Source organism: Streptomyces sp. NRRL S-244 (assembly GCF_000717915.1).
In the GTDB taxonomy this organism is placed as follows: domain Bacteria; phylum Actinomycetota; class Actinomycetes; order Streptomycetales; family Streptomycetaceae; genus Streptomyces.
Genome location: NZ_JOCX01000019.1, coordinates 19,762 through 38,186, shown reverse-complemented (window position 1 = coordinate 38,186; position 18,425 = coordinate 19,762). Strand labels below are relative to the sequence as shown.

The 18,425-nt window shown below is 72.1% G+C and carries 14 protein-coding genes and 1 pseudogene; 10 read left to right on the top strand and 5 right to left on the bottom strand.

Annotated features, from left to right (window positions below; genetic code table 11):
* Positions 1 to 3 precede the first annotated feature (3 nt).
* Positions 4 to 333, top strand: a pseudogene (locus tag IF02_RS0122650) (molybdopterin cofactor-binding domain-containing protein); the annotation flags it as partial.
* Positions 334 to 344: 11 nt separating this feature from the next.
* On the opposite strand, the gene IF02_RS0122645 reads toward IF02_RS0122650, so the two are convergent.
* On the bottom strand, positions 345 to 2,054 hold the full coding sequence (locus IF02_RS0122645) for a CocE/NonD family hydrolase (protein ID WP_051696453.1): 1,710 nt from the start codon (positions 2,052 to 2,054) through the stop codon (positions 345 to 347).
* A gap of 94 nt (positions 2,055 to 2,148) precedes the next feature.
* Between IF02_RS0122645 and IF02_RS0122640 the strand changes: the two genes are divergently transcribed.
* On the top strand, positions 2,149 to 2,865 hold the full coding sequence (locus IF02_RS0122640; protein ID WP_030159726.1) for a TetR/AcrR family transcriptional regulator C-terminal domain-containing protein: 717 nt from the start codon (positions 2,149 to 2,151) through the stop codon (positions 2,863 to 2,865).
* A 49-nt stretch (positions 2,866 to 2,914) separates the two neighbouring features.
* On the opposite strand, the gene IF02_RS0122635 is transcribed toward IF02_RS0122640, so the two are convergent.
* The gene (locus IF02_RS0122635) at positions 2,915 to 4,177 is read right to left on the bottom strand and encodes an FAD-dependent monooxygenase (RefSeq protein ID WP_030159724.1); all 1,263 of its coding nucleotides are present in this window, start codon (positions 4,175 to 4,177) and stop codon (positions 2,915 to 2,917) included.
* A 606-nt stretch (positions 4,178 to 4,783) separates the two neighbouring features.
* On the opposite strand from IF02_RS0122635, the gene IF02_RS0122630 reads away from it, so the two are divergent.
* The 4 genes from IF02_RS0122630 (at position 4,784) to IF02_RS0122615 (ending at position 11,125) form a co-directional block, all read left to right on the top strand.
* Positions 4,784 to 5,002 carry a hypothetical protein gene (locus IF02_RS0122630; protein WP_030159722.1) on the top strand — a complete coding sequence of 73 codons (219 nt, stop codon included), beginning with the start codon at positions 4,784 to 4,786 and terminating at the stop codon, positions 5,000 to 5,002.
* A gap of 138 nt (positions 5,003 to 5,140) precedes the next feature.
* Entirely contained in the window at positions 5,141 to 5,947 is an 807-nt protein-coding gene (locus IF02_RS0122625; protein WP_030159720.1) for an HlyD family efflux transporter periplasmic adaptor subunit, read from the top strand.
* A 95-nt stretch (positions 5,948 to 6,042) separates the two neighbouring features.
* Positions 6,043 to 8,169, top strand: a complete 2,127-nt coding sequence (locus IF02_RS0122620; protein ID WP_037836937.1) for an NHLP family bacteriocin export ABC transporter peptidase/permease/ATPase subunit — start codon at positions 6,043 to 6,045, stop codon at positions 8,167 to 8,169.
* A gap of 1 nt (position 8,170) precedes the next feature.
* Positions 8,171 to 11,125 (top strand): NHLP bacteriocin export ABC transporter permease/ATPase subunit, encoded by a 2,955-nt coding sequence (locus IF02_RS0122615; RefSeq protein WP_030159716.1) that lies wholly within the window; start codon positions 8,171 to 8,173, stop codon positions 11,123 to 11,125.
* Between the two features lie 20 nt (positions 11,126 to 11,145).
* Here the strand turns inward: IF02_RS0122615 and IF02_RS0122610 are convergent, their stop codons facing one another.
* Positions 11,146 to 11,820: a membrane protein gene (locus tag IF02_RS0122610; protein ID WP_030159714.1), complete on the bottom strand. Its 675-nt coding sequence runs from the start codon at positions 11,818 to 11,820 to the stop codon at positions 11,146 to 11,148.
* 244 nt (positions 11,821 to 12,064) lie between these two features.
* Between IF02_RS0122610 and IF02_RS0122605 the strand changes: the two genes are divergently transcribed.
* Entirely contained in the window at positions 12,065 to 13,861 is a 1,797-nt protein-coding gene (locus IF02_RS0122605; protein WP_030159713.1) for a VanW family protein, read from the top strand.
* Between the two features lie 28 nt (positions 13,862 to 13,889).
* Here IF02_RS0122605 and IF02_RS0122600 read toward each other — a convergent pair whose 3' ends face one another.
* Together IF02_RS0122600 and IF02_RS0122595 are read right to left on the bottom strand one after the other, a co-directional pair.
* Positions 13,890 to 14,111: an acyl-CoA carboxylase epsilon subunit gene (locus IF02_RS0122600; protein WP_030159712.1), complete on the bottom strand. Its 222-nt coding sequence runs from the start codon at positions 14,109 to 14,111 to the stop codon at positions 13,890 to 13,892.
* Positions 14,108 to 15,382, bottom strand: a complete 1,275-nt coding sequence (locus IF02_RS0122595) for a cytochrome P450 (RefSeq protein WP_324603782.1) — start codon at positions 15,380 to 15,382, stop codon at positions 14,108 to 14,110. Before IF02_RS0122595 ends, IF02_RS0122600 begins: the two co-directional genes overlap by 4 nt.
* Before the next feature lie 204 nt (positions 15,383 to 15,586).
* Here IF02_RS0122595 and IF02_RS0122590 point away from each other — a divergent pair, with 204 nt between their 5' ends.
* The 3 genes from IF02_RS0122590 to IF02_RS0122580 are packed head-to-tail and all read left to right on the top strand — an operon-like array spanning position 15,587 to position 18,415.
* A complete protein-coding gene (locus tag IF02_RS0122590) occupies positions 15,587 to 16,648 on the top strand; it encodes a type III polyketide synthase (RefSeq protein ID WP_030159710.1) in 1,062 nt (353 codons plus the stop codon).
* 16 nt (positions 16,649 to 16,664) lie between these two features.
* Positions 16,665 to 17,882: a cytochrome P450 gene (locus tag IF02_RS0122585; RefSeq protein ID WP_030159703.1), complete on the top strand. Its 1,218-nt coding sequence runs from the start codon at positions 16,665 to 16,667 to the stop codon at positions 17,880 to 17,882.
* Positions 17,879 to 18,415 (top strand): cupin domain-containing protein, encoded by a 537-nt coding sequence (locus tag IF02_RS0122580; protein ID WP_030159701.1) that lies wholly within the window; start codon positions 17,879 to 17,881, stop codon positions 18,413 to 18,415. The genes IF02_RS0122585 and IF02_RS0122580 overlap by 4 nt, the downstream gene beginning before the upstream one ends.
* Positions 18,416 to 18,425: the final 10 nt, after the last annotated feature.

Genomic DNA, 18,425 nt, shown 5'->3' with positions numbered 1-18,425 from the left:
ACGGTCAGCCCCAAACTGGCCCACAGCCAGGCCATCGGCGGCATGGTGGGCGGGATCGGGATGGCCCTGCTGGAGGGCACGGTCACGGACCACCGTGACGGCCGGATCGTCAACGCGAGCCTGGCCGACTACCTGGTCCCGGTCAACGCCGACGTTCCCGAACTGGACGCCGCCTTCATCCACACCGAGGACCCCCTGGCCGATCCCATCGGGGTCAAGGGCCTGGGGGAGATCACCATCGTGGGAGTCCCGGCCGCCATCGGGAACGCGGTGTTCAACGCCACCGGCAAACGCCTGACGGACCTGCCCATCAGGCTGGAGGCGCTGCTCTGAGCGGCGGGTGGTCAGCCGTTGGGCGCAGGGCCGGGTTCACAGGCGCGGGTGTCCGTCCCGAGCAGCAGGGCCGAGTCCGCGTGCAGGGTGATGTGCACCGGTGTGAAGGCGGTGGCGTCCATCTGCGATTCGCCGGTGCCGGGATTGCGGGCGTAGCGCGGGTGGGCGCCTGCGCTGATCTGCCAGCGCATGCGGTGGCCGATGGCGAAGCGGTGGGCGGTGGAGCTCATCGGCACGGTGATCTGCGACGGCTCCTGCCCGTCCGTCCGCAGGCGGCCCAGTCCGTCGCAGACGTTGACGGAACGGCCCTGTGCGTCCACGTCGCACAGGCGGGTGAAGACGTCGGTGTGACCGGTGTCCGTGGAGATGGACAGGCGGGCGGAGACCGGCCCGAGGACGTCCACGGGCTCGGTCAGCGGAGGACCGGTGAACGTCAGTACGTCCTCCCGGGCCTCCAGGGTGCGGTTGTCGCGCGGGCCGGCCGTACGGGAGAGGACGGAGCCGCCGAGGGAGGGGGTCGGGTCCTCCGGGTCGTGGCGGAACGACGCCACGGCCGCGGAGTCCGTGGGGGCCTGCCGGGTGAGATGCCCCTGCGCGGTGGGGAACCACGGGCTGAGGTCCGTGGCCGGAGGCCAGTCGGCGAGGTTGCGCCAGGCGTTCTCGCCGCCGATGTGCACGCGCACCCTCGTGGGGCGCAGGCCCGAGGGATCGGCGTCGAGGTGGGCGCGCAGCCAGGCGAGGCTCTCGGCGAACACCTCGGGCCATCCCTGTTGCAGGGCGGAGGTGTGGGTCCAGGGGCCGACGAGCAGGGCGGTCTCGCAGCCGGCCGCGCGCAGCCGGTCGTACTGTTCCAAGGTCTGGTCGGCCAGCGCGTCGTGCCATCCCGTGATCAGCGCTGTGGGCACGCGCAGTCGCTCCGCCGACCGGGCCGACGACGCGCCGTTCCAGTAGGGGTCCTTGGCGTCCGGGTGTGTCATGACGCCGTCCAGCCAGGGCAGTTCGCCCCCGAGGGCTGACGCGTACGCCCCGCGCAGCGGCTTCGCGGTGGTGACATCGCGCAGTCGGCGCTGGAGGCGCAGTGTCGCCTTCAGGAACGGTCCCATGCCCTGGTGCTGGTAGTTCATGCCCAGGCCGACGGCCAGGGCGGTTTCCAGGTGCAGCGCGCCGCCCCGGTGGAACAGGGCGTGGGGATCGTGCAGGCTCACCTGCGCCACCATCGCCTTCAGTTCCGGCGGCGGGTCCAGGGCGAGGGCCCATTGGGTGTAGGCCAGGTAACTGGGGCCGACGGTTCCCAGTGTTCCGTTGAACCAGGGTTGCTCGCGCAGCCAGGAGACCGTGGCCCGGCCGTCGGCGGCCTCGTTGCGCCACAGGTCGAACTCACCCCCCGAACCGCCGGTTCCGCGGCAGCTCTGCAGGACCACGTGGAAGCCCTGTTCGGCGAAGAGCAGGCCGTACATGGGGGACCACGGCAGGCCCCTGCCGTACGGCGAGCGCACCAGGAGGGTGGGGAAGTCGCCCTCGGCGCGCGGGAAGTAGTGGTCCGTGATCAGCGGGCTGCCGTCGGCGCCCGGCACCGCCAGCCCGGGCTCCCACCCGACATCGTGCAGTTTGGCCGGGAGGCGGCGCCACGTCGCCCTCATCATCCGTGCGGACAGCGGCGGTTTGCCGGCAGGCGGTGCCCAGGTCGGCTTCGACACAGGACCGTGCGTGGGTGACGTCATCGTTCCCCTCCTTGATTTCCGTACACTGTACGAGAATAGAGCATGCTTGACTGGGCCCGCACAGGGCCGCCGATCAAGGAGAGGAGCGTGGGCCGTGCCCCGCGAAGGAAATGCCGGCGCTCCGGGTGTCGACCCCCAGCAGCTCTGGCTGGGCTCCGACCAGCCCCGCAGGGGCCGCAAACCCGCCTACAGCCGAGAGGTGATCACCGCGGCGGCCGTGGCCCTGGCGGACGCGGAAGGGCTCGAAGCGGTCACCATGCGGAAGGTCGCCGCACAGGTCGGAGCCGGCGTCATGTCGCTCTACAGCTACGCCCCCGACAAGGAGACGCTGCTGCACCTGATGGTCGACCACGTCAGCGGCGAACTGCCGGCCGCGCACGCGCTCACCGGCGACTGGCGCGCCGACCTGAAGGCGATCGCCCACCTCCAGCGCGCCCACATGCTGCGGCACCCCTGGCTGCCGGCCGCCCTGACCACCCGCCGCGTCCCGGGGCCCCACACCCTTGCCTTCCTGGAGCGTGCGCTCGCCGCCCTGCGGCCCGCCGGACTGGACGGTGCCGCGAAGCTGGAGGTCTTCGCCCAGCTCACTGCATTCGTGGCCGGGCACGTCGCCCACGAGATCGCGCAGGCCGCGCTGACGCAGTCCCCGGACCGGGCCGCGGCCGAAGTCCGGTACCTCGCCGTCGTCGCCGCGGACGGCCACCACCCGGAACTCGCCGAAGCCCTCTCCACCCCCGGACGCCCCCTCACCCCGGACGCCACCTTCACCCGGTTCCTGAACCGCCTGGTCGACGGCCTCGACACCGGCTGAGCCAGGTGAACCGGCTGATCCCGTAGGCAGTCAAGGACGCCCGCCGGGTTCAGGGCGTCGGGTCCGCGGCAGGGTGCCGGACCGTCCAGGACCGGTGGGTGTTGACGTCTGCCACGGTGGCGCCGGCCAGCCTCCTGTAGTGGGTCGCGATCTGTTCGGCCCGTTCGCCGGGCAGGGCTCCGCCGTGCTCCTCGGCTCGCGCGATGATCTCTTCCGGTCCCAGGTTCCGGTTGGCCAGCACGATCGCGTTGACGGCCGGCCGGCGCATCCGGTCGTAGCGGCGGAGCGCGGCCACGGGCTCGTGCTCCCGGGCCAGGCACCAGGCCAGCACGCGCGTGTCCACGATGGACTGGGATCCTCCGTTCATGCCCATGGGGAACATCGGGTGTGCGGCGTCGCCGAGCAGGGTGACCCGCCCGAAGCTCCAGCGGGGCAGGGGATCGCGGTCGAGCATCGGGTACTCGAAGATCGCCGAAGAGCGCTCGGCGAGCGTCGTGAGGTCGATCCACGGCAGCTGCCAGGACGACAGCCCGGCGCGCGCCTCCGCCGCGGTGACGCGACGGCCGGGGCCGTCCGGAGGCGGGGCGGACGGCCCGTGGCGCACCTCCAGCACCCAGTTCACCAGGGCGTCGCCGGTCGCGGCCGCGGTCGCGGGGTCCTCGATCGGGTAGGCGACGAACTTCGCGCCGGGGGTGCCCCCGGCCACCACGATCGAACGGCCGTCGAGGACGTGCGGGTGGTGCGCGACCGCGCGCCACATGTGGACGCCGTTCCCCTTCGGGGGGCTCTCGTGCGGGAAGAGCTGGGCGCGGACCGCCGAGTCGATGCCGTCGGCGCCGACCAGCACGTCGGCGTCGTCGACCACGGGCAGGCCGCTCGACCGGTCCAGGAAATGGGCGCGGACGCCGCCCGGGGTCTGCTCGAACCTCTGGAAGCGCAGGCCGGTACGGACCGAGTCCGGCCCCAGCCGCTCGCGCACCGCCGTCAGCAGGAGCATCTGCAGACGGCCGCGGTGGACGGAGTACTGGGGCCAGTGGTATCCGGCCGCGCGTCCCAGGGGCTCCTCCCAGACCGCCTCGCCCGTACGGTCGCGGTAGCTCAGCCGGTGCGGGGGCAGCGCGACGGAGGCCAGCTCGCGGTCCAGGCCGAGCTCGGAGAGTTCCCGGACGGCGTGCGGCAGCAGGTTGATCCCCACGCCGACCGCCTCGACCTTCCGCGCCGCTTCGCGCACCCGTGGCTCGAAGCCGGCGGCGTGCAGGCTCAGGGCGCAGGTCAGTCCGGCGATACCGCCGCCGACGACGGTCACTTTCATCGGTCCGTCCTCGCCCTTCGCCGGGGCCGCGGGCCTGCCCGACGGCCTGCTGCCACCCTCGCCGGGCCCGGGCCGGCTCGGCCGACGGTCGTCACAACCCGCGCTCCCGGATGGGGAGTTGATAGTACCGTCGGCGGCCTGGAAGGCACCGCCGTTCCCGGGCTGCCGGGGGAGTGCCACGGGCGGTGTCCCCGGGGCGCGGTGAGCCGCACCCCAACCCGGGTTCCAGTGCGGAGCGTTGCCGGTGCGTCGCGTTGTGTCGCTCCCGGAAATCTTCACCCGGTGAAAGTGGAGGGGATGCCTCCCATTACATTCCTCCTCGGCGTGGGCGGGGAGATGGGCTGGTTTGGGGCGGTTTGGTCGTGCGGGCTCGCGCGCCGCCGTTCCGTGTTACCCGATCTTGTGGAGAACCCGTGGCGATCCGCCGAATCAATCGGAAAGCCCCTCGGGTGAATGGCCATATCGCTTGGTCGAGAGCGTCAACACGGTTCGCCCGGTCGTCCGTTCGCGTGCTTACATCTGGCCTCGGAAGTGGTCGGAACCGCCTTGTCGCGGAACGGCCGCGCCAATTGAGAAACAATCAGACGACTGAAGGGTGCGCACATCATGCGTAACGACATCGAGACCCGTGAGATCGCCGACGACGAACTGGATGCGGTTTCCGGCGGTGTCAGCATTTCCGGTGGGCTTCTCGGCGGTGTGGCCGGCGATGTGTTCCACGTCCTGAACACGGTGACCTCGCTCCAGACCGTCCAGGGCGTGCAGGCCCTGCCCGGCCAGGTCGAGGGCATCGTCGGCGTTCGCGCCGGTGTCGCCGGCCTCTGAGCCGAGCCGGTACATCAGGGCGCGTGAACCCCGGGACGTACGCGTTCCGGGGTTCACGGGTGCCCATGGCCGCGCGCGGGCAGATGCCCGCGCGCGTGCCCGTGTCGTGAAATGCATTCGAAGGACAGGTCGCTGGTCGTGCAGTTCCGTCAAAAGGCGCTCTCCAGGCTGCAATCGCCCGAAGAACTCGATCTGCCCGTACGGTTCGCGCGCCCGCAGGGGCGATTCGTGCTCGCCGTCACCGCCCTCGTCATGGCCGCGGCGAGTTTCTGGGCATTCACCGGATCGGTTTCCTCCAAGCTGAGCGCCCCCGGCATCCTCACCCGGGCCGAAGGCAGTTATCTGCTCCAGAGCCCGTACTCCGGACAGGTCACCGCCGTGCTCGCCAAGGAGGGCCAGTCGCTCTCCCCCGGCGCGCCCCTGCTCCAGGTCGCCACCGAGCAGGGCGACCGGACCGTGCGCGTCGTGGCCGGGGGGCGGGTGACGAGCCTGGCCGCCAAGACGGGTGCCGTCGTGACGACGGGTGCGGACCTCGCCGTCCTGGAGCGCCTGGGCGGCGCGGACGACCCGCTGGTCGCTGTGGTCTACGCGTCCGGCGCCGGCGGTGCGGAGATCCGCGTCGGGGCCGCCGTCGACCTGGACGTCCAGTCCGCCCCCCGGCAGCGGTTCGGCGTGTTGCGCGGGCGCGTCAAGGAAGTCGGGCGTACGCCCCAGACGCCGGAGCAGATCGCCGGCTTCCTCGGGGACGCCCGCCTCGCCGCCCAGTTCGCCCGCCAGGGCAATCCCGTCGCGGTGCTCGTACAGCTCGAACGCTCCTCCGCGACCACCAGCGGCTACCGGTGGTCCACCGAGGGCGGGCCCCCGTACGCCCTCGACTCCACGACGCCGGTCACCGCAGCCGTCCACCTCCCCGCACAGCGCCCCGTCGATTGGCTGCTCCCGTGACCACCGTGCCGCAGGCCCCCCGAGTCTCCTCCCGCGGCCGGCCGCGCCCGCCGCGCCGCCCGCCGCGGCCCGTACGCACGCCCACCGTGCTCCAGATGGAGGCGGTGGAATGCGGGGCCGCCGCACTGGCCATGGTGCTCGGCCACCACGGCCGCTTCGTACCCCTCGAAGAGCTGCGCATCGCCTGCGGGGTGTCACGGGACGGCTCCCGCGCCGGGAACCTGCTCAAGGCCGCCCGCGGATACGGGCTGACCGCCAAGGGCATGCAGATGGACCTGGCCGCGCTCGCCCGGCTGAGCCCCCCGGCCATCCTCTTCTGGGAGTTCAACCACTACGTCGTCTACGAGGGCACGGGCCGCCGCCTCGGCCGCCGGGGCGCGTACCTCAACGACCCCGCCAAGGGACGGCGGTTCGTCCCCATGGAGGAGTTCGACACCGCCTTCACCGGCGTCGCACTCGTCTTCGAACCCGGCCCGCGCTTCCGCCGCACCGGCCGCAGACAAGGCGTGATGAGCGCCATGCCGGCCCGCCTGCGCGGCACCTCGGGCACCATGCTCGCCGCCGTGCTCTCCAGCCTCCTCCTGGTGGCCGTCGGCGCGACGGTGCCCGCGCTGAGCCGTACGTACATCGACATGTTCCTCATCGGCGAGCAGAGCTCCCTGCTGGGCGTGCTGTTCGCGGCGATGGCAGCGGCCCTGGTGCTCACGGCCGTACTCACCTGGCTGCAACAGGCAAATCTGCTGCGCGGACGCGTCATCTCCTCCACGCTCGGCAGCGCCCGCTTCCTGCGCCACCTGCTGCGACTCCCGGTCGCCTTCTTCACCCAGCGCAACCCGGCCGACCTCGTACAGCGCCTCCAGTCCAACGACGCGGTCGCCGAGACCCTCGCCCGGGACCTCGCCGCAGCGGGCGTGGACGCCGTGGTGGTCGTGCTCTACGCGGTCCTGCTGTGGACGTACGATCCGCAACTCACCGCCGTCGGGGTGCTCGTCGCCCTGCTCAACCTCGTGGCCCTGCGGATCGTGATGCGGCTGAGGGCCACCGGCACGCAGAAGCTGCGTGCCGAGAGCGCCCGGCTCACCAACACCTCGTACAGCGGCCTCCAGCTCATCGAGACGATGAAGGCCACCGGCGGGGAGAACGCCTTCTTCCGCCGCTGGGCCGGCCAGCACGCCGTCACCCTCGACGTGCAGCAGCGGCTCGGCGTCCCCAGCGCCTGGCTGGCCGTCGTCGCGCCCACCCTCGCCGCGCTCAACAGCGCGCTGATCCTGATGATCGGCGGCCTGCGGGCGGTGGAGGGGCACCTCTCGGTCGGCCTGCTGGTCGCCTTCCAGGCCCTCGTGACCAGCTTCACCGCACCGATCACCCGCCTGGGCGGCGTGGCCGGACGGATCCAGGACTTCGCCGCCGACGTCGCCCGCCTCAAGGACGTCGAGAACTTCCCCGTCGACCCGCTGTACGTCCGGCACGCGCGCGGCGAGGGCCCCGCCGCCGCCCGCCGCCTCAAGGGCCATCTGGAACTGGACGGCATCACCTTCGGCTACAGCCCGCTGGACGCTCCGCTGCTGAAGGACGTCTCGCTCGCGGTCGGCCCCGGGCAGCAGATCGCGCTCGTCGGCGGCTCCGGGAGCGGCAAGTCCACCGTCTCCCGGCTGATTTCCGGCCTCTACACCCCGTGGAAGGGCGCCATCCGCATCGACGGGATGCGGCTGGAGGACATCCCGCGCGGCGCGCTGGCCGCCTCCGTCTCCTTCGTGGACCAGGACGTCTTCCTCTTCGAGGGCACCGTCCGCGACAACGTCGCGCTGTGGGACCCCTCCATCCCGGACGAGGCCGTCGTCGCCGCCCTCCAGGACGCCGCCGTGTACGAGGTGGTGGCGCGCCGGGCCGGCGGCATCCACGCCCGCGTCGAGCAGGACGGGCGCAATTTCTCCGGCGGCCAGCGCCAGCGCCTGGAGATCGCCCGCGCCCTGGTGCGCCGCCCCAGTGTCATGATCCTGGACGAGGTGACCAGCGCCCTCGACGCGGCGACCGAGCGGATCGTCATCGACAACCTGCGGCGCCGCGGCTGCGCCTGCGTGGTGATCGCCCATCGGCTGAGCACCGTACGCGACAGCGACGAGATCGTCGTGCTCGACCGGGGCACGGTCGTGGAGCGCGGCCGGCACGAGCAACTGCTCGCCGCCCGGGGCGCGTACGCCGCACTGGTCAAGGAGCACTGACGTGACGACCCCGCAACAGGCCCATCAGCAGCCCCACGTCGCACCGGATCCCGTCGTCGCGGCCCTCGGCGGGCTGGGCTCGGCCGTCGACTGCACGGGCCTGCGCAGCCTGTCCCTGGAGGGTCCGCTCGTACTGTGGCTCGTCGTCCAGGGCGAACTGGACCTGTTCGCCGTGGACGCCGCGCAGGCGGGCCACTGGCATTTCCTCGGCCGGCTGGAGTCGGGCGCGCTGCTCCTCGGCCCGGTCGAGGGCCCCGCGCACACGCTGACCGGGCGCCCGCAGCAGGGCTGCGTACTGCGCCGCATCGAACTGCGCGAGTTGTACCGGCCCGCGTACGGCGGAGCCTGGGGCGGGCACGGCGAGTACGGCGCGCACGGCGCGTATGGCGAGTACGGCGCGTATGGCGAATACGGCGAGCACGCCGACCCGTGGCAGACAGCGCCCAGCCCCCTGGAGGACGCCTTCGCCCGCGGCATCGGCCGCGGTCTGCGCGTGCTGTACCAGGAGCCGCTGGAAGGCGGCGGCCCCGACACCGCCGGCCGGGGCGGGGCCGACGAGGACATCCTGTGGATGCAGATCCCGCCGGGGAGCGTGCAGTACGGCGCCGTGTACCAGTCGCACGAGTCGCACGAGTCGTACGGGGGCGCGGCCTCGCCCGGCACGCTCCTCGTCGACGAAGCCGTGTGGCAGGGCATGGTCGACCGGCAGTACCGGCTGCTCTCCGCCCTGGACCGCCGCATCGAGCAGGACGAGCGCGCCCACGCGGACCGCACCGCGGCCGGCATCGAGGCCGGAGAAGCCGCCCGTACCCAGGCGGACCGCGCTCTGCTCGCCTCCATCGGCCGCCCCCGCCGGGGCTCCCGCCGCGCCGCCGGAGCCGACGCGGCCTTCGCCGCGTGCCGCCTGGTGGCCGCCGAAGCGGGCATCGCCCTCACCGAGCCCACGGGTGCGGACGCAGCCCCCGCCGCCGACTCCGCCCCGGACCGGACGGACCCGATCGAGCGCATCGCCCTCGCCTCCCGCATCCGCACCCGCCCCGTCAAGCTCGGCGGCCGCTGGTGGCGGGAGTACGGCGGCCCCCTGGTCGGCCGGCGCGCCGACGACGGCACACCCGTCGCGCTGCTCTGGCGGCGCGGCCGGTACGAGGCCGTCGACCCGGCCACCGGCGCCCGCGAGCGCATCCGCCAGGGCAACGCGGCCGCGTTCGCACCGCACGCCGTCATGTTCTACCGCCCCCTGCCCGACCGGAAGCCGGGCCTGCTGCACCTGATGCGCTTCAGCGTGCGCGGCAGCGGGCAGGACCTGCGCAGCCTGATCCTGGGCGGGCTGGGAGCCGTAGGCCTCGGCGCGCTCGTCCCCGTGGCCACCGGCCGGGTGCTGGGCACGTACGTACCGCACGCCGAGGACAGCCTCATCGTGCAGACCGCGCTGGCGCTCATCGCGACCAGCGTGGTCTCGGCCGCCTTCATGCTGCTCCAGAACGTCTCCGTCCTGCGGATGGAGGGCCGCATCGAGGCCACCTTGCAACCGGCCGTCTGGGACCGGCTGTTGCGGCTGCCGGTGACCTTCTTCGCCGGCCGCTCCACCGGGGAACTCGCCGCCGCGGCCATGGGCATCAGCTCCATCCGCAGCGTGCTGGCCGGCATCGTCCCGGTGTCGCTGCAGGCCGGCACCGTCGGCGCGATGAACCTCGTGCTGCTGCTCGTCTACAGCGTGCCGCTGGCGCTGGCGGCGCTCGCCATGCTGCTCTGCGTCGCCGTCGTCTTCCTGGGCCTGGGGCTCTGGCAGCTCCGCTACCAGCGGCAGCTGCTGCGGCTCGGCAACAAGCTCGACAACCAGGCGTTCCAGACCCTGCGCGGGCTGCCCAAGCTGCGCGTGGCCGCGGCCGAGAGCTTCGCGTACGCCGCCTGGGCGCGGGAGTTCGCCCGTACCCGCGAGCTGCACCAGCGCATCGGCCGGATCAAGAACGTCCTCACCGTCCTCAACGCGGTCTACCTGCCGCTCTGTACGCTCGTGATGTTCATGCTGCTGGCCGGACCGGCCCGGGGCAGCATGTCCGCAGCCGAGTTCCTCACCTTCAGCACCGCCGTGACGATGATGCTGTCCTCGGCCACCCAGCTGACCGGCGCCCTGCTCTCGGCAGCCGCCGTGCAGCCGATGTTCGAGCAGGTCAAGCCGCTCCTCCAGGAGGCCCCCGAGGTACGTTCCGGCGGCATCAGGCCGGGCGGGCTCAGCGGGGCCGTCGAGGTGCAGAACCTCTCGTACCGGTACGCCGACGACGGCCCGCTCGTCCTGGACGACGTGTCGTTCGCGGTGCGGCCGGGGGAGTTCGTCGCGGTCGTCGGGGCCAGCGGCTGCGGCAAGTCGACCCTGCTGCGCATGCTCATCGGCTTCGACCGGCCGGCCTCCGGCAGCGTGCGGTACGACGGCCAGGACCTGGCCGCACTCGACCAGACGGCCGTACGACGCCAGTGCGGTGTCGTCCTCCAGAACGCGCAGCCGTTCTCTGGCTCGATCCTCGACTGCATCCGCGGCTCCGGTACGTACTCCCTCGAAGAGGCGGCGGAGGCCGCCGCGCTGGCGGGCCTCGCCGAGGACATCAAGGCGATGCCGATGGGCCTGCACACCGTGCTGTCCGACGGCGGCGGCACCGTCTCGGGCGGGCAGCGCCAGCGGCTGATGATCGCCCAGGCCCTCATCGGCAAGCCGCGCATCCTGTTCCTGGACGAGGCCACCAGCGCGCTGGACAACGAGGCCCAGCGCGTGGTCATCGAGTCCACCCGCGCCCTGCGCGCCACCCGCATCGTGATCGCCCACCGGCTGTCCACCGTCATGGACGCCGACCGGGTGATCGTCATGGCGGACGGCCGGATCGCCCAGCAGGGCCCGCCCGCCGAGCTGCTCGCCGATCCGACGGGCCTGTTCCACGAACTGGTACGCCGCCAGGTCGGGTGAGCCGGGCCCGGCGGGGACCGTCAGCCTTGGGCCGGGGCCGGGGCCGGGGCCGGAGCCGGAGCCGGGGACCCGGCCGGGGACCCGGTCGCGGCCGGGAGGGCGAAGACGCGGAGGAAGAGCTGCGAGAGCGGGCCGATGGCCAGGGCGTACGCCACCGTGCCCACACCGGCCGTGCCGCCCAGCAGGACTCCGGCCGCCAGGACCGTGAGCTCGATCCCGGTACGGACCAGCCGCAGCGAGCGCCCGGTGCGCCGGTGCAGCCCGGTCATCAGGCCGTCGCGCGGGCCGGGCCCGAAGCACGCGGCGATGTAGAGGCCGGTCGCGACCCCGTTGAGGACGATGCCCGCCGTCAGCAGGGCGGCCTGCGCGAGCGTGCCGTGCACGTCCGGCAGCACCGCGAGGGTGGCGTCCATGGTCAGGCCGACGGCGAACACGTTGGAGACGGTCCCGAGCCCGGGCCGCTGCCGCAGCGGCACCCACAGCAGCAGGACCAGCGCCCCGACGGCCACCGAGACCGTGCCGATGCTCCACCCGGTGCGCTCGGCGAGCCCCTGGTGGAAGACGTCCCACGGGTCCAGCCCGAGCCCGGCGCGGACCAGGAACGCGGAGCTCGCGCCGTACAGCGCGAGCCCGACGTAGAGCTGCAGGATCCGACGGGGCAGACGTCGTGCGGGGCGGACGGGGGCGAGGGACACCGGTGGAGCCTTTCGGGGAGCCAAAGACCGACGGGTCTTACCGTGTGGCATCCCCTGAACGGCCCAACAGGGCCAATTCAAACCAAGTGGCCTTACTTTCGCCCATTCATTCCGGCGGCGCCTCACCCCGTCCCGCCTCGTGAGAACAGGCACATTTTCGACCCTTTTAGTCCGAATTGATGAATGCTGGTCTCCGGTCCACACCGATCCACCAGCGCCACCGGCACCGGGAGAGACGAGAGACATGCGACGCGTACACCGCCTGAAGGTCAACCGGCGGACAGCCCTGCCCCTCGTCGGCGGAGCCGCCGTCCTCGGCTTCGGAGGCCTCTACCTCACCGGTCTGGCCGTGGCGGGCGACGCCATCGCCGACGGCACCCACGTACGGGGCATCGACATCGGTGGGATGAGCCGTACGGAGGCCAAGACCGCGCTCGACCGCGCGCTCGGTCCCGCCGCGGCCGCCCCGATCGAGCTGCGGATCGGCGACCGCGCCGAGAAGGCCGCCCCCGCCGCCTTCGGGCTGTCCCTGGACACCGCCGCCACCGTCGACCGCGCCGCGCAGACCGGATCCGGCCCCTTCACCGTGATCGGCCGCCTGCTCACCCCGGCCGAGAACCGGGACGTGGAGCCCGTGGTCCGTACGGACGGCCCCACGAGCAACGCCGAGGTCGAGCGGATCACCGCCGCCGGCCGGGAGGCCCGCGACGGCGACATCACGTTCGAGGGCGGCACGGCCCGGGCCACCGCCCCCGTCACCGGTGTCGCCGTACGGGCCGACCAGGCGGCCGACACCGTACGCGCCGCCTACCTGCGCCCCCAGGGCGGGCCGGTCGCCCTTCCCGTGGACCAGAAGCCGCCCGCCGTGGGCCAGCAGGAGACCGCGCGGGCCCTGAAGGAGTTCGCCCAGCCCGCGATGTCCGGCCCGGTCACGCTCAAGGTGGCCGGAAAGACGGTCACCCTCACCCCCGCCGTGCTCGGCAGGCACCTGTCGGTCGAGCCCGACGCGCAGGGCCGGCTGGTCCCCAAGCTCGACGCCAAGGGGCTGCTGGCCGAGCCCGCGGTCGCCCGGCAGGTCGCCGCGGCGACCACCCCCTCCCGCGGGGCCACGTTCCGCGTGGACTCCGCCGGCCGCGCGGTCGTCGCCCAGGACGGGCGCTCCGGGGTGCAGGTCACCGAGAAGGCCTTCGCCGACGCCGTCGTCCCGCTGCTGACGCGCACCGGCGCCGCCCGTACGGGGGAGGTCGCCGTGACGACGGTCCACCCGCGCCTGACCGCCGAGAACGCACAGCGCCTCGGCATCAAGGAGAAGATGTCCTCCTTCACGGTCAACTTCCCGGCGGCGCCGTACCGCACCACCAACATCGGGCGGGCCGTCGAGCTGATCAACGGCTCCGTCGTGCTGCCGGGCGAGACGTGGAGCTTCAACAAGACGGTCGGCGAGCGGACCAAGGAGAACGGCTTCGTCGACGGCATCATGATCAATGACGGCCAGTTCGTGAAGTCCCCCGGCGGCGGTGTCTCGGCGGTCGCGACGACCATGTACAACGCCATGTTCTTCGCGGGCGTCCACCCGCTGGAGCACGGGGCCCACTCGTTCTACATCGAGCGCTATCCGGAGGGCCGCGAGGCCACCGTCGCCTGGGGCACCCTCGACCTGCGCTGGAAGAACGACTCCGGCCACGCGATCTACGTCCGGGCCGAGTCCACGGACACCTCGGTGACCATCAGCCTGCTCGGCACGAAGAAGTACGAGGAGATACGCGCGACCCAGGGCCCGCGGACGAACACCACCCCGCCGGCCAAGCGCACGGGCTCCGGTCCGACCTGCGAGGTGCAGACCCCGCTGGAGGGCTTCGACGTGGCCGTCGACCGGGTCTTCGTCCAGGGCGGGCAGGAGGTCAAGCGGGAGACCTACAAGACGCACTACACCCCGCGCGACGAGGTCACCTGCGATCCGCAGCCCTCGCAGACCCCGGCGGCGCCGAGCCCCTCGGCCACCCCGACGGGCCCGGCCGCCACGCAGCCGGGCCGCGCCTGACGCCCAGGGGCTCGTCCGGCGACACCGCCTAGACGAACCCGGCGGGCGGGCGCGCCCGCCAGGAGTGGGCGGGACAGTGCACCACCGACGTCATGTTGCGGTCCCAGTGGGCCCGGTGGCGCCGGGTGGAGCGGGGCGCGCACGGCACGGCGGCCGTGCGCGCCAGTATGAGCAGGGCGGCCGTGAGGGCCGCCAGTTCTATGTGGTCCGGGGTGCCCCGGACCACCCTGATCCGGTGCCGGCGTATCACCAGGTCACCGGCAGGGTCTTGGGCCCCCGGATCAGCGCCCCGGCCTGCCATTCGAGCTGCTCGGGCGGCACGGCCAGGGCCAGGCGCGGATAGCGTTCGATCAGCGTGGTGATGATGATCTCGGACTCCATACGGGCCAGCATCGAGCCGACGCAGTGGTGGGGCCCGTTCCCGAAGGCCATATGGGCGATGGGCCCGCGGTCGAAGTCCAGCGCGTCCGGGTTCGGGAAGACCTCGGGATCGCGGTTGGCCGCGAGGTACGAGGAGTACACGGTGTCCCCGGCCTTGATCGTGACGCCGGCGATGTCCACGTCCCGCGTCGCGATCCGCGGCAGGCCGACCCCGCTGCGGTGCGGGATGAACCGCAGCAGCTCGTCGACGGCCTGGGGGATCATCTCCGGCTCCCTGCGCAGCCGTTCGTGGTGCTCCGGATGGGTGAGCAGGGCGTACACCATGTTCGCGCTGTTGTTGCGGACGGCGTGCGCACCGCTCACGAGGATCGCGGTGGCGATGGAGACCGCCTCCGGCTCGGTGATCTCGCCGGCGTCGGCGGCCCCGGCGAGGACTCCGGCGAGGTCGTCGCTCTGCTTCTCCCGCCGCATGGCCAGCAGGGCGACCACGCATTCGCGCACCGTCTTGAGGGCGTCGGTGCTCTTGTCGGGGGCCGGGCCCGGGGTCATGATCACGTTCGCCCAGGAGGTCATGTCCTTGCGCATGTCCTGTGGCATCCCCAGCAGGTCGGCGACGGCCGCGAGCGGGAACGGGCCGTGCAGGTGCTCGACCAGGTCCGCCGGCGAACCGTGCCGCTCCATCTCGTCCAGGAGGCCGTCGGCCGTCTGCTGCACGGTCGGCCGCAGCTTCTGCATGCTCTTGCCGGTGAACGCCCGGGCGACCACGCGGCGCATGTCGTTCAGGCGCGGCGGGTCGGCGTAGTTCATCGACGCCTGCTGCGAGGCGATCGCGTGCGGGGAGGAGGCGGTGATCGTCCGGCCGACCAGTTCCGACCGGCTGAAGCGCGGGTCGGTGGTCGCCGCCTTCACATCGGCGTAGCGCGCCATCAGCCAGGCGGTGCCCTGGCCGAACGGCAGCCGGATCCGGGTGGCCCGTTTGTCCCGCAGGCGCTCGTGCAGGAACGGGTCGAAGTCCAGTGCCTCGAAGTCGTCCAGGTTCCAGCAGTGCACCGGTTCGCCCGAGGCCGGGTCCAGCTCCGTGGCCGTCTCCGGATCCATCTCCGGGTCCGGCCTGAGGGCGGTTTGCGGGTCTGACGTCATGGTTCATCTCCCTGCGTGGATGTCACCCCCCAAGGCGCGATTCCGCGGGAAATCGGCACAGCCATCCCTTCCCTCCCGTCACACGCTCCGCTGCCTCCACGGCCCAGCGTCACCGGATTGGCTCATGTCACCAACGCCGTAGTCCCGCGCGCGCTTCCGCCGGAGGTCGATGAGGCTGTGTCAGACACGAAAGGAGAGCCACCCATGGCGACTCTGTGCAGGCCAACGGTGTGCGTGCCCGAGCACGTGATCACGATGGAGCAGACCCTCGATCTGTGCCGGTCCGTGCACGCGGACCATCCGCAGCTCGACCTGGCGCTGCGCCTGATCCGCAACACCGGCGTCGCGAAGCGGCACATCGTGCGCCCCATCGAGGAGACCCTCAAGCACCCCGGTTTCGAATCGCGCAACGCCGTGTACGAGACCGAGGCCAAGGCACGGGTCCCCGCGGTGGTGCGGCAGGCGCTGGAGGACGCGCAGCTGCGCGCCCAGGACATCGACATGATCATTTACGTGTCGTGCACGGGCTTCATGATGCCCTCGCTGACCGCGTGGATGATCAACGCGATGGGTTTCCGGACGGACACCAAGCAGCTCCCCATCGCCCAGCTGGGCTGTGCGGCGGGCGGCGCGGCGGTCAACCGGGCCCACGACTTCTGCACCGCCTACCCCGAGGCGAACGCGCTGATCGTGTCCTGCGAGTTCTGCTCGCTCTGCTACCAGCCCAGCGACCTGGAGGTCGGCAACCTGCTCTCCAACGGCCTCTTCGGCGACGGAGTCGGCGCCGCCGTCGTCCGCGGCAAGGGCGGAACCGGCATGGAACTGCACCGCAACAGCTCGTACATCATCCCCCAGACGGAGGACTGGATCATGTACGACGTCAAGTCCACCGGGTTCCACTTCAAGCTCGACCGGCGGGTCCCGGGGACCATGGAACCGCTCGCGCCGTCCCTCAAGGACCTGGCCAAGCTCCATGGGTGGGACGCCGCCGCGCTGGATTTCTACATCATCCACGCAGGTGGGCCGCGCATTCTGGACGACCTCAGCAAGTACCTCGGTGTGGCACCCGAGGCATTCCGCTTCAGTCGGGCCACACTGACCGAGTACGGCAACATCGCCAGCGCCGTCGTCCTGGACGCACTGCGCCGACTGTTCGACGAGAACGGCACCGCTGACGCCGCGCGGGGCCTGCTGGCCGGTTTCGGCCCGGGCATCACCGCAGAGATCTCACTGGGCAGCTGGACCTCGGATCGAGGGACCGGGTGAGGGAGGAATCCGAAGAATGCTGAAGGACGGCCCCGCAACCGCAAGGCCACCCATCACGCACTGGCCCACCCCGGCACTGGACGGGGTCGACTTCGACCCCGTCCTCGCCGAGCTGATGCAGGCGGGTCCGATCACCCGGATCCGCATGCCCAACGGAAGCGGGTGGGCCTGGCTCGTCTGCCGGTACGACGACGTGCGCATGGTGGCCAACGATCCCCGGTTCAGCCGCAAGCTGGTCGCGGAACACGATGTCACCCGACTGGCCCCGCACTTCATCCCCGCGCCGGGCGCGGTCGGGTTCGAGGACCCGCCCGACCACACCCGGCTGCGGCGCACCGTCGCCGCGGCCTTCACCACCCCCGGGGTGGAGCGCCTGCGCACCCGCGCGAAGGAGATGCTCGACGCCCTCGTCGACGGGATCCTGCGCGACGGCCCGCCCGCGGACCTGACCGAGCGTCTGCTGGCGCCCTTCCCGCTCGCCGTCGTGTGCGAGCTGATGGGCGTCCCGGAGGAAGACCGGCCCATGGTCCACGAATGGACCACGCTGATCCTCTCCTCGGCCCAGGGCGTCGAACGCAGCGAGCAGGCGAAGAACGACATGTGCGCCTACCTGGGCGGGCGCATGAGCAGCGGGGAAGTGGCCGGCGGCGACAGCGTCATCGGGCTCCTCGTCAAGGCCGTGGAGGCCGGCGAGGTCACCGCCGAGGAGGCGACCGGCATCGCCCTGCTCATCCAGATCGGGGGCGAGGCCGTCACCAACAACGTGGGCAACATGGTCTACATCCTGCTCACCCGGCCGGACCTGATGGACCGGATGCGCAGCGAGCCCGGCCTGCGGCCCTCGGCCCTCAACGAGCTGCTGCGCTACATCCCGCACCGCAACGCGGTCGGGCTCTCGCGGATCGCCCTGGAGGACGTCACCGTGGCGGGCCAGCTCATCCGGGCGGGCGAGGCGATCTACGTCTCGTACCTCGCGGCCAACCGCGACCCGGAGGTCTTCCCCGACCCCGAGGAGCTGCACCTGGAGCGCAGCCCCAACCCGCACGTCTCCTTCGGGTACGGACCCCACTTCTGTCCCGGGAACATGCTGGCCCGCCTCGAATCCGAGCTGATGGTGGACGCCCTGCTCGACCGCTTCGCGGACTTGCGCTTCAGCGTCCCCGTCGGCGAGCTGCGCTGGCGGCCCGGGGCCCTCATCCGCGGGCCCGAAGGTCTGCCCGTGACCTGGTCATGACCGCGCACGTCGCCCGCGACGGGCTGCTCGTGCCACCAGGTCACGGCCGCAAGCTGCACACCGAGGCCCAGCAGGTCACGTTCAAGGTCACCGGGGAGCACTCCGCGGTGGCCTCCAGCTTCGAGGTCGTCGTACCGCCCGGGTTCGACGTCGGGGCGCACCTGCACACCCGGAGCGAGGAGCTGTTCTACGTCCTGGAGGGTGAACTCGACGTCATGGCCTTCGAGCCGCGCGTCCGTTCCGGGGACGACTGGCGACACTGGGAGTCGCTCGACGGACGCCAGGTCGTCCGTGCCACGCCCGGAACCGTCATCGTGGTTCCGCCCGGTTGTCCGCACGCCTTCGCGAACCCCACCGGCGAACCGGCCCGGATGTTCTTCCAGGCCTCCCCGCCGCCCGACCACGAGCGGTACTTCGAGGAGCTCCTCGACCTGCTCGACACGAGCGCCACCCCGGATCCCGCCGCGATCCACGCACTCCGGAAGCGCTACGACATCGAACAGCTCACGCCGTTGCGCCACGAGCTGTCCTGACCACCACCGC

What these genes read in the sequence shown, in the direction of transcription:
- IF02_RS0122645 (WP_051696453.1), bottom strand. Translation starts at nt 2,054, where the DNA reads ATGACGTCACCCACGCACGGTCCTGTGTCGAAGCCGACCTGGGCACCG.
- IF02_RS0122635 (WP_030159724.1), bottom strand. Translation starts at nt 4,177, where the DNA reads ATGAAAGTGACCGTCGTCGGCGGCGGTATCGCCGGACTGACCTGCGCC.
- IF02_RS0122630 (WP_030159722.1), top strand. Translation starts at nt 4,784, where the DNA reads ATGCGTAACGACATCGAGACCCGTGAGATCGCCGACGACGAACTGGAT.
- IF02_RS0122620 (WP_037836937.1), top strand. Translation starts at nt 6,043, where the DNA reads ATGGAGGCGGTGGAATGCGGGGCCGCCGCACTGGCCATGGTGCTCGGC.
- IF02_RS0122605 (WP_030159713.1), top strand. Translation starts at nt 12,065, where the DNA reads ATGCGACGCGTACACCGCCTGAAGGTCAACCGGCGGACAGCCCTGCCC.
- IF02_RS0122595 (WP_324603782.1), bottom strand. Translation starts at nt 15,382, where the DNA reads ATGACGTCAGACCCGCAAACCGCCCTCAGGCCGGACCCGGAGATGGAT.
- IF02_RS0122590 (WP_030159710.1), top strand. Translation starts at nt 15,587, where the DNA reads ATGGCGACTCTGTGCAGGCCAACGGTGTGCGTGCCCGAGCACGTGATC.
- IF02_RS0122585 (WP_030159703.1), top strand. Translation starts at nt 16,665, where the DNA reads ATGCTGAAGGACGGCCCCGCAACCGCAAGGCCACCCATCACGCACTGG.
- IF02_RS0122580 (WP_030159701.1), top strand. Translation starts at nt 17,879, where the DNA reads ATGACCGCGCACGTCGCCCGCGACGGGCTGCTCGTGCCACCAGGTCAC.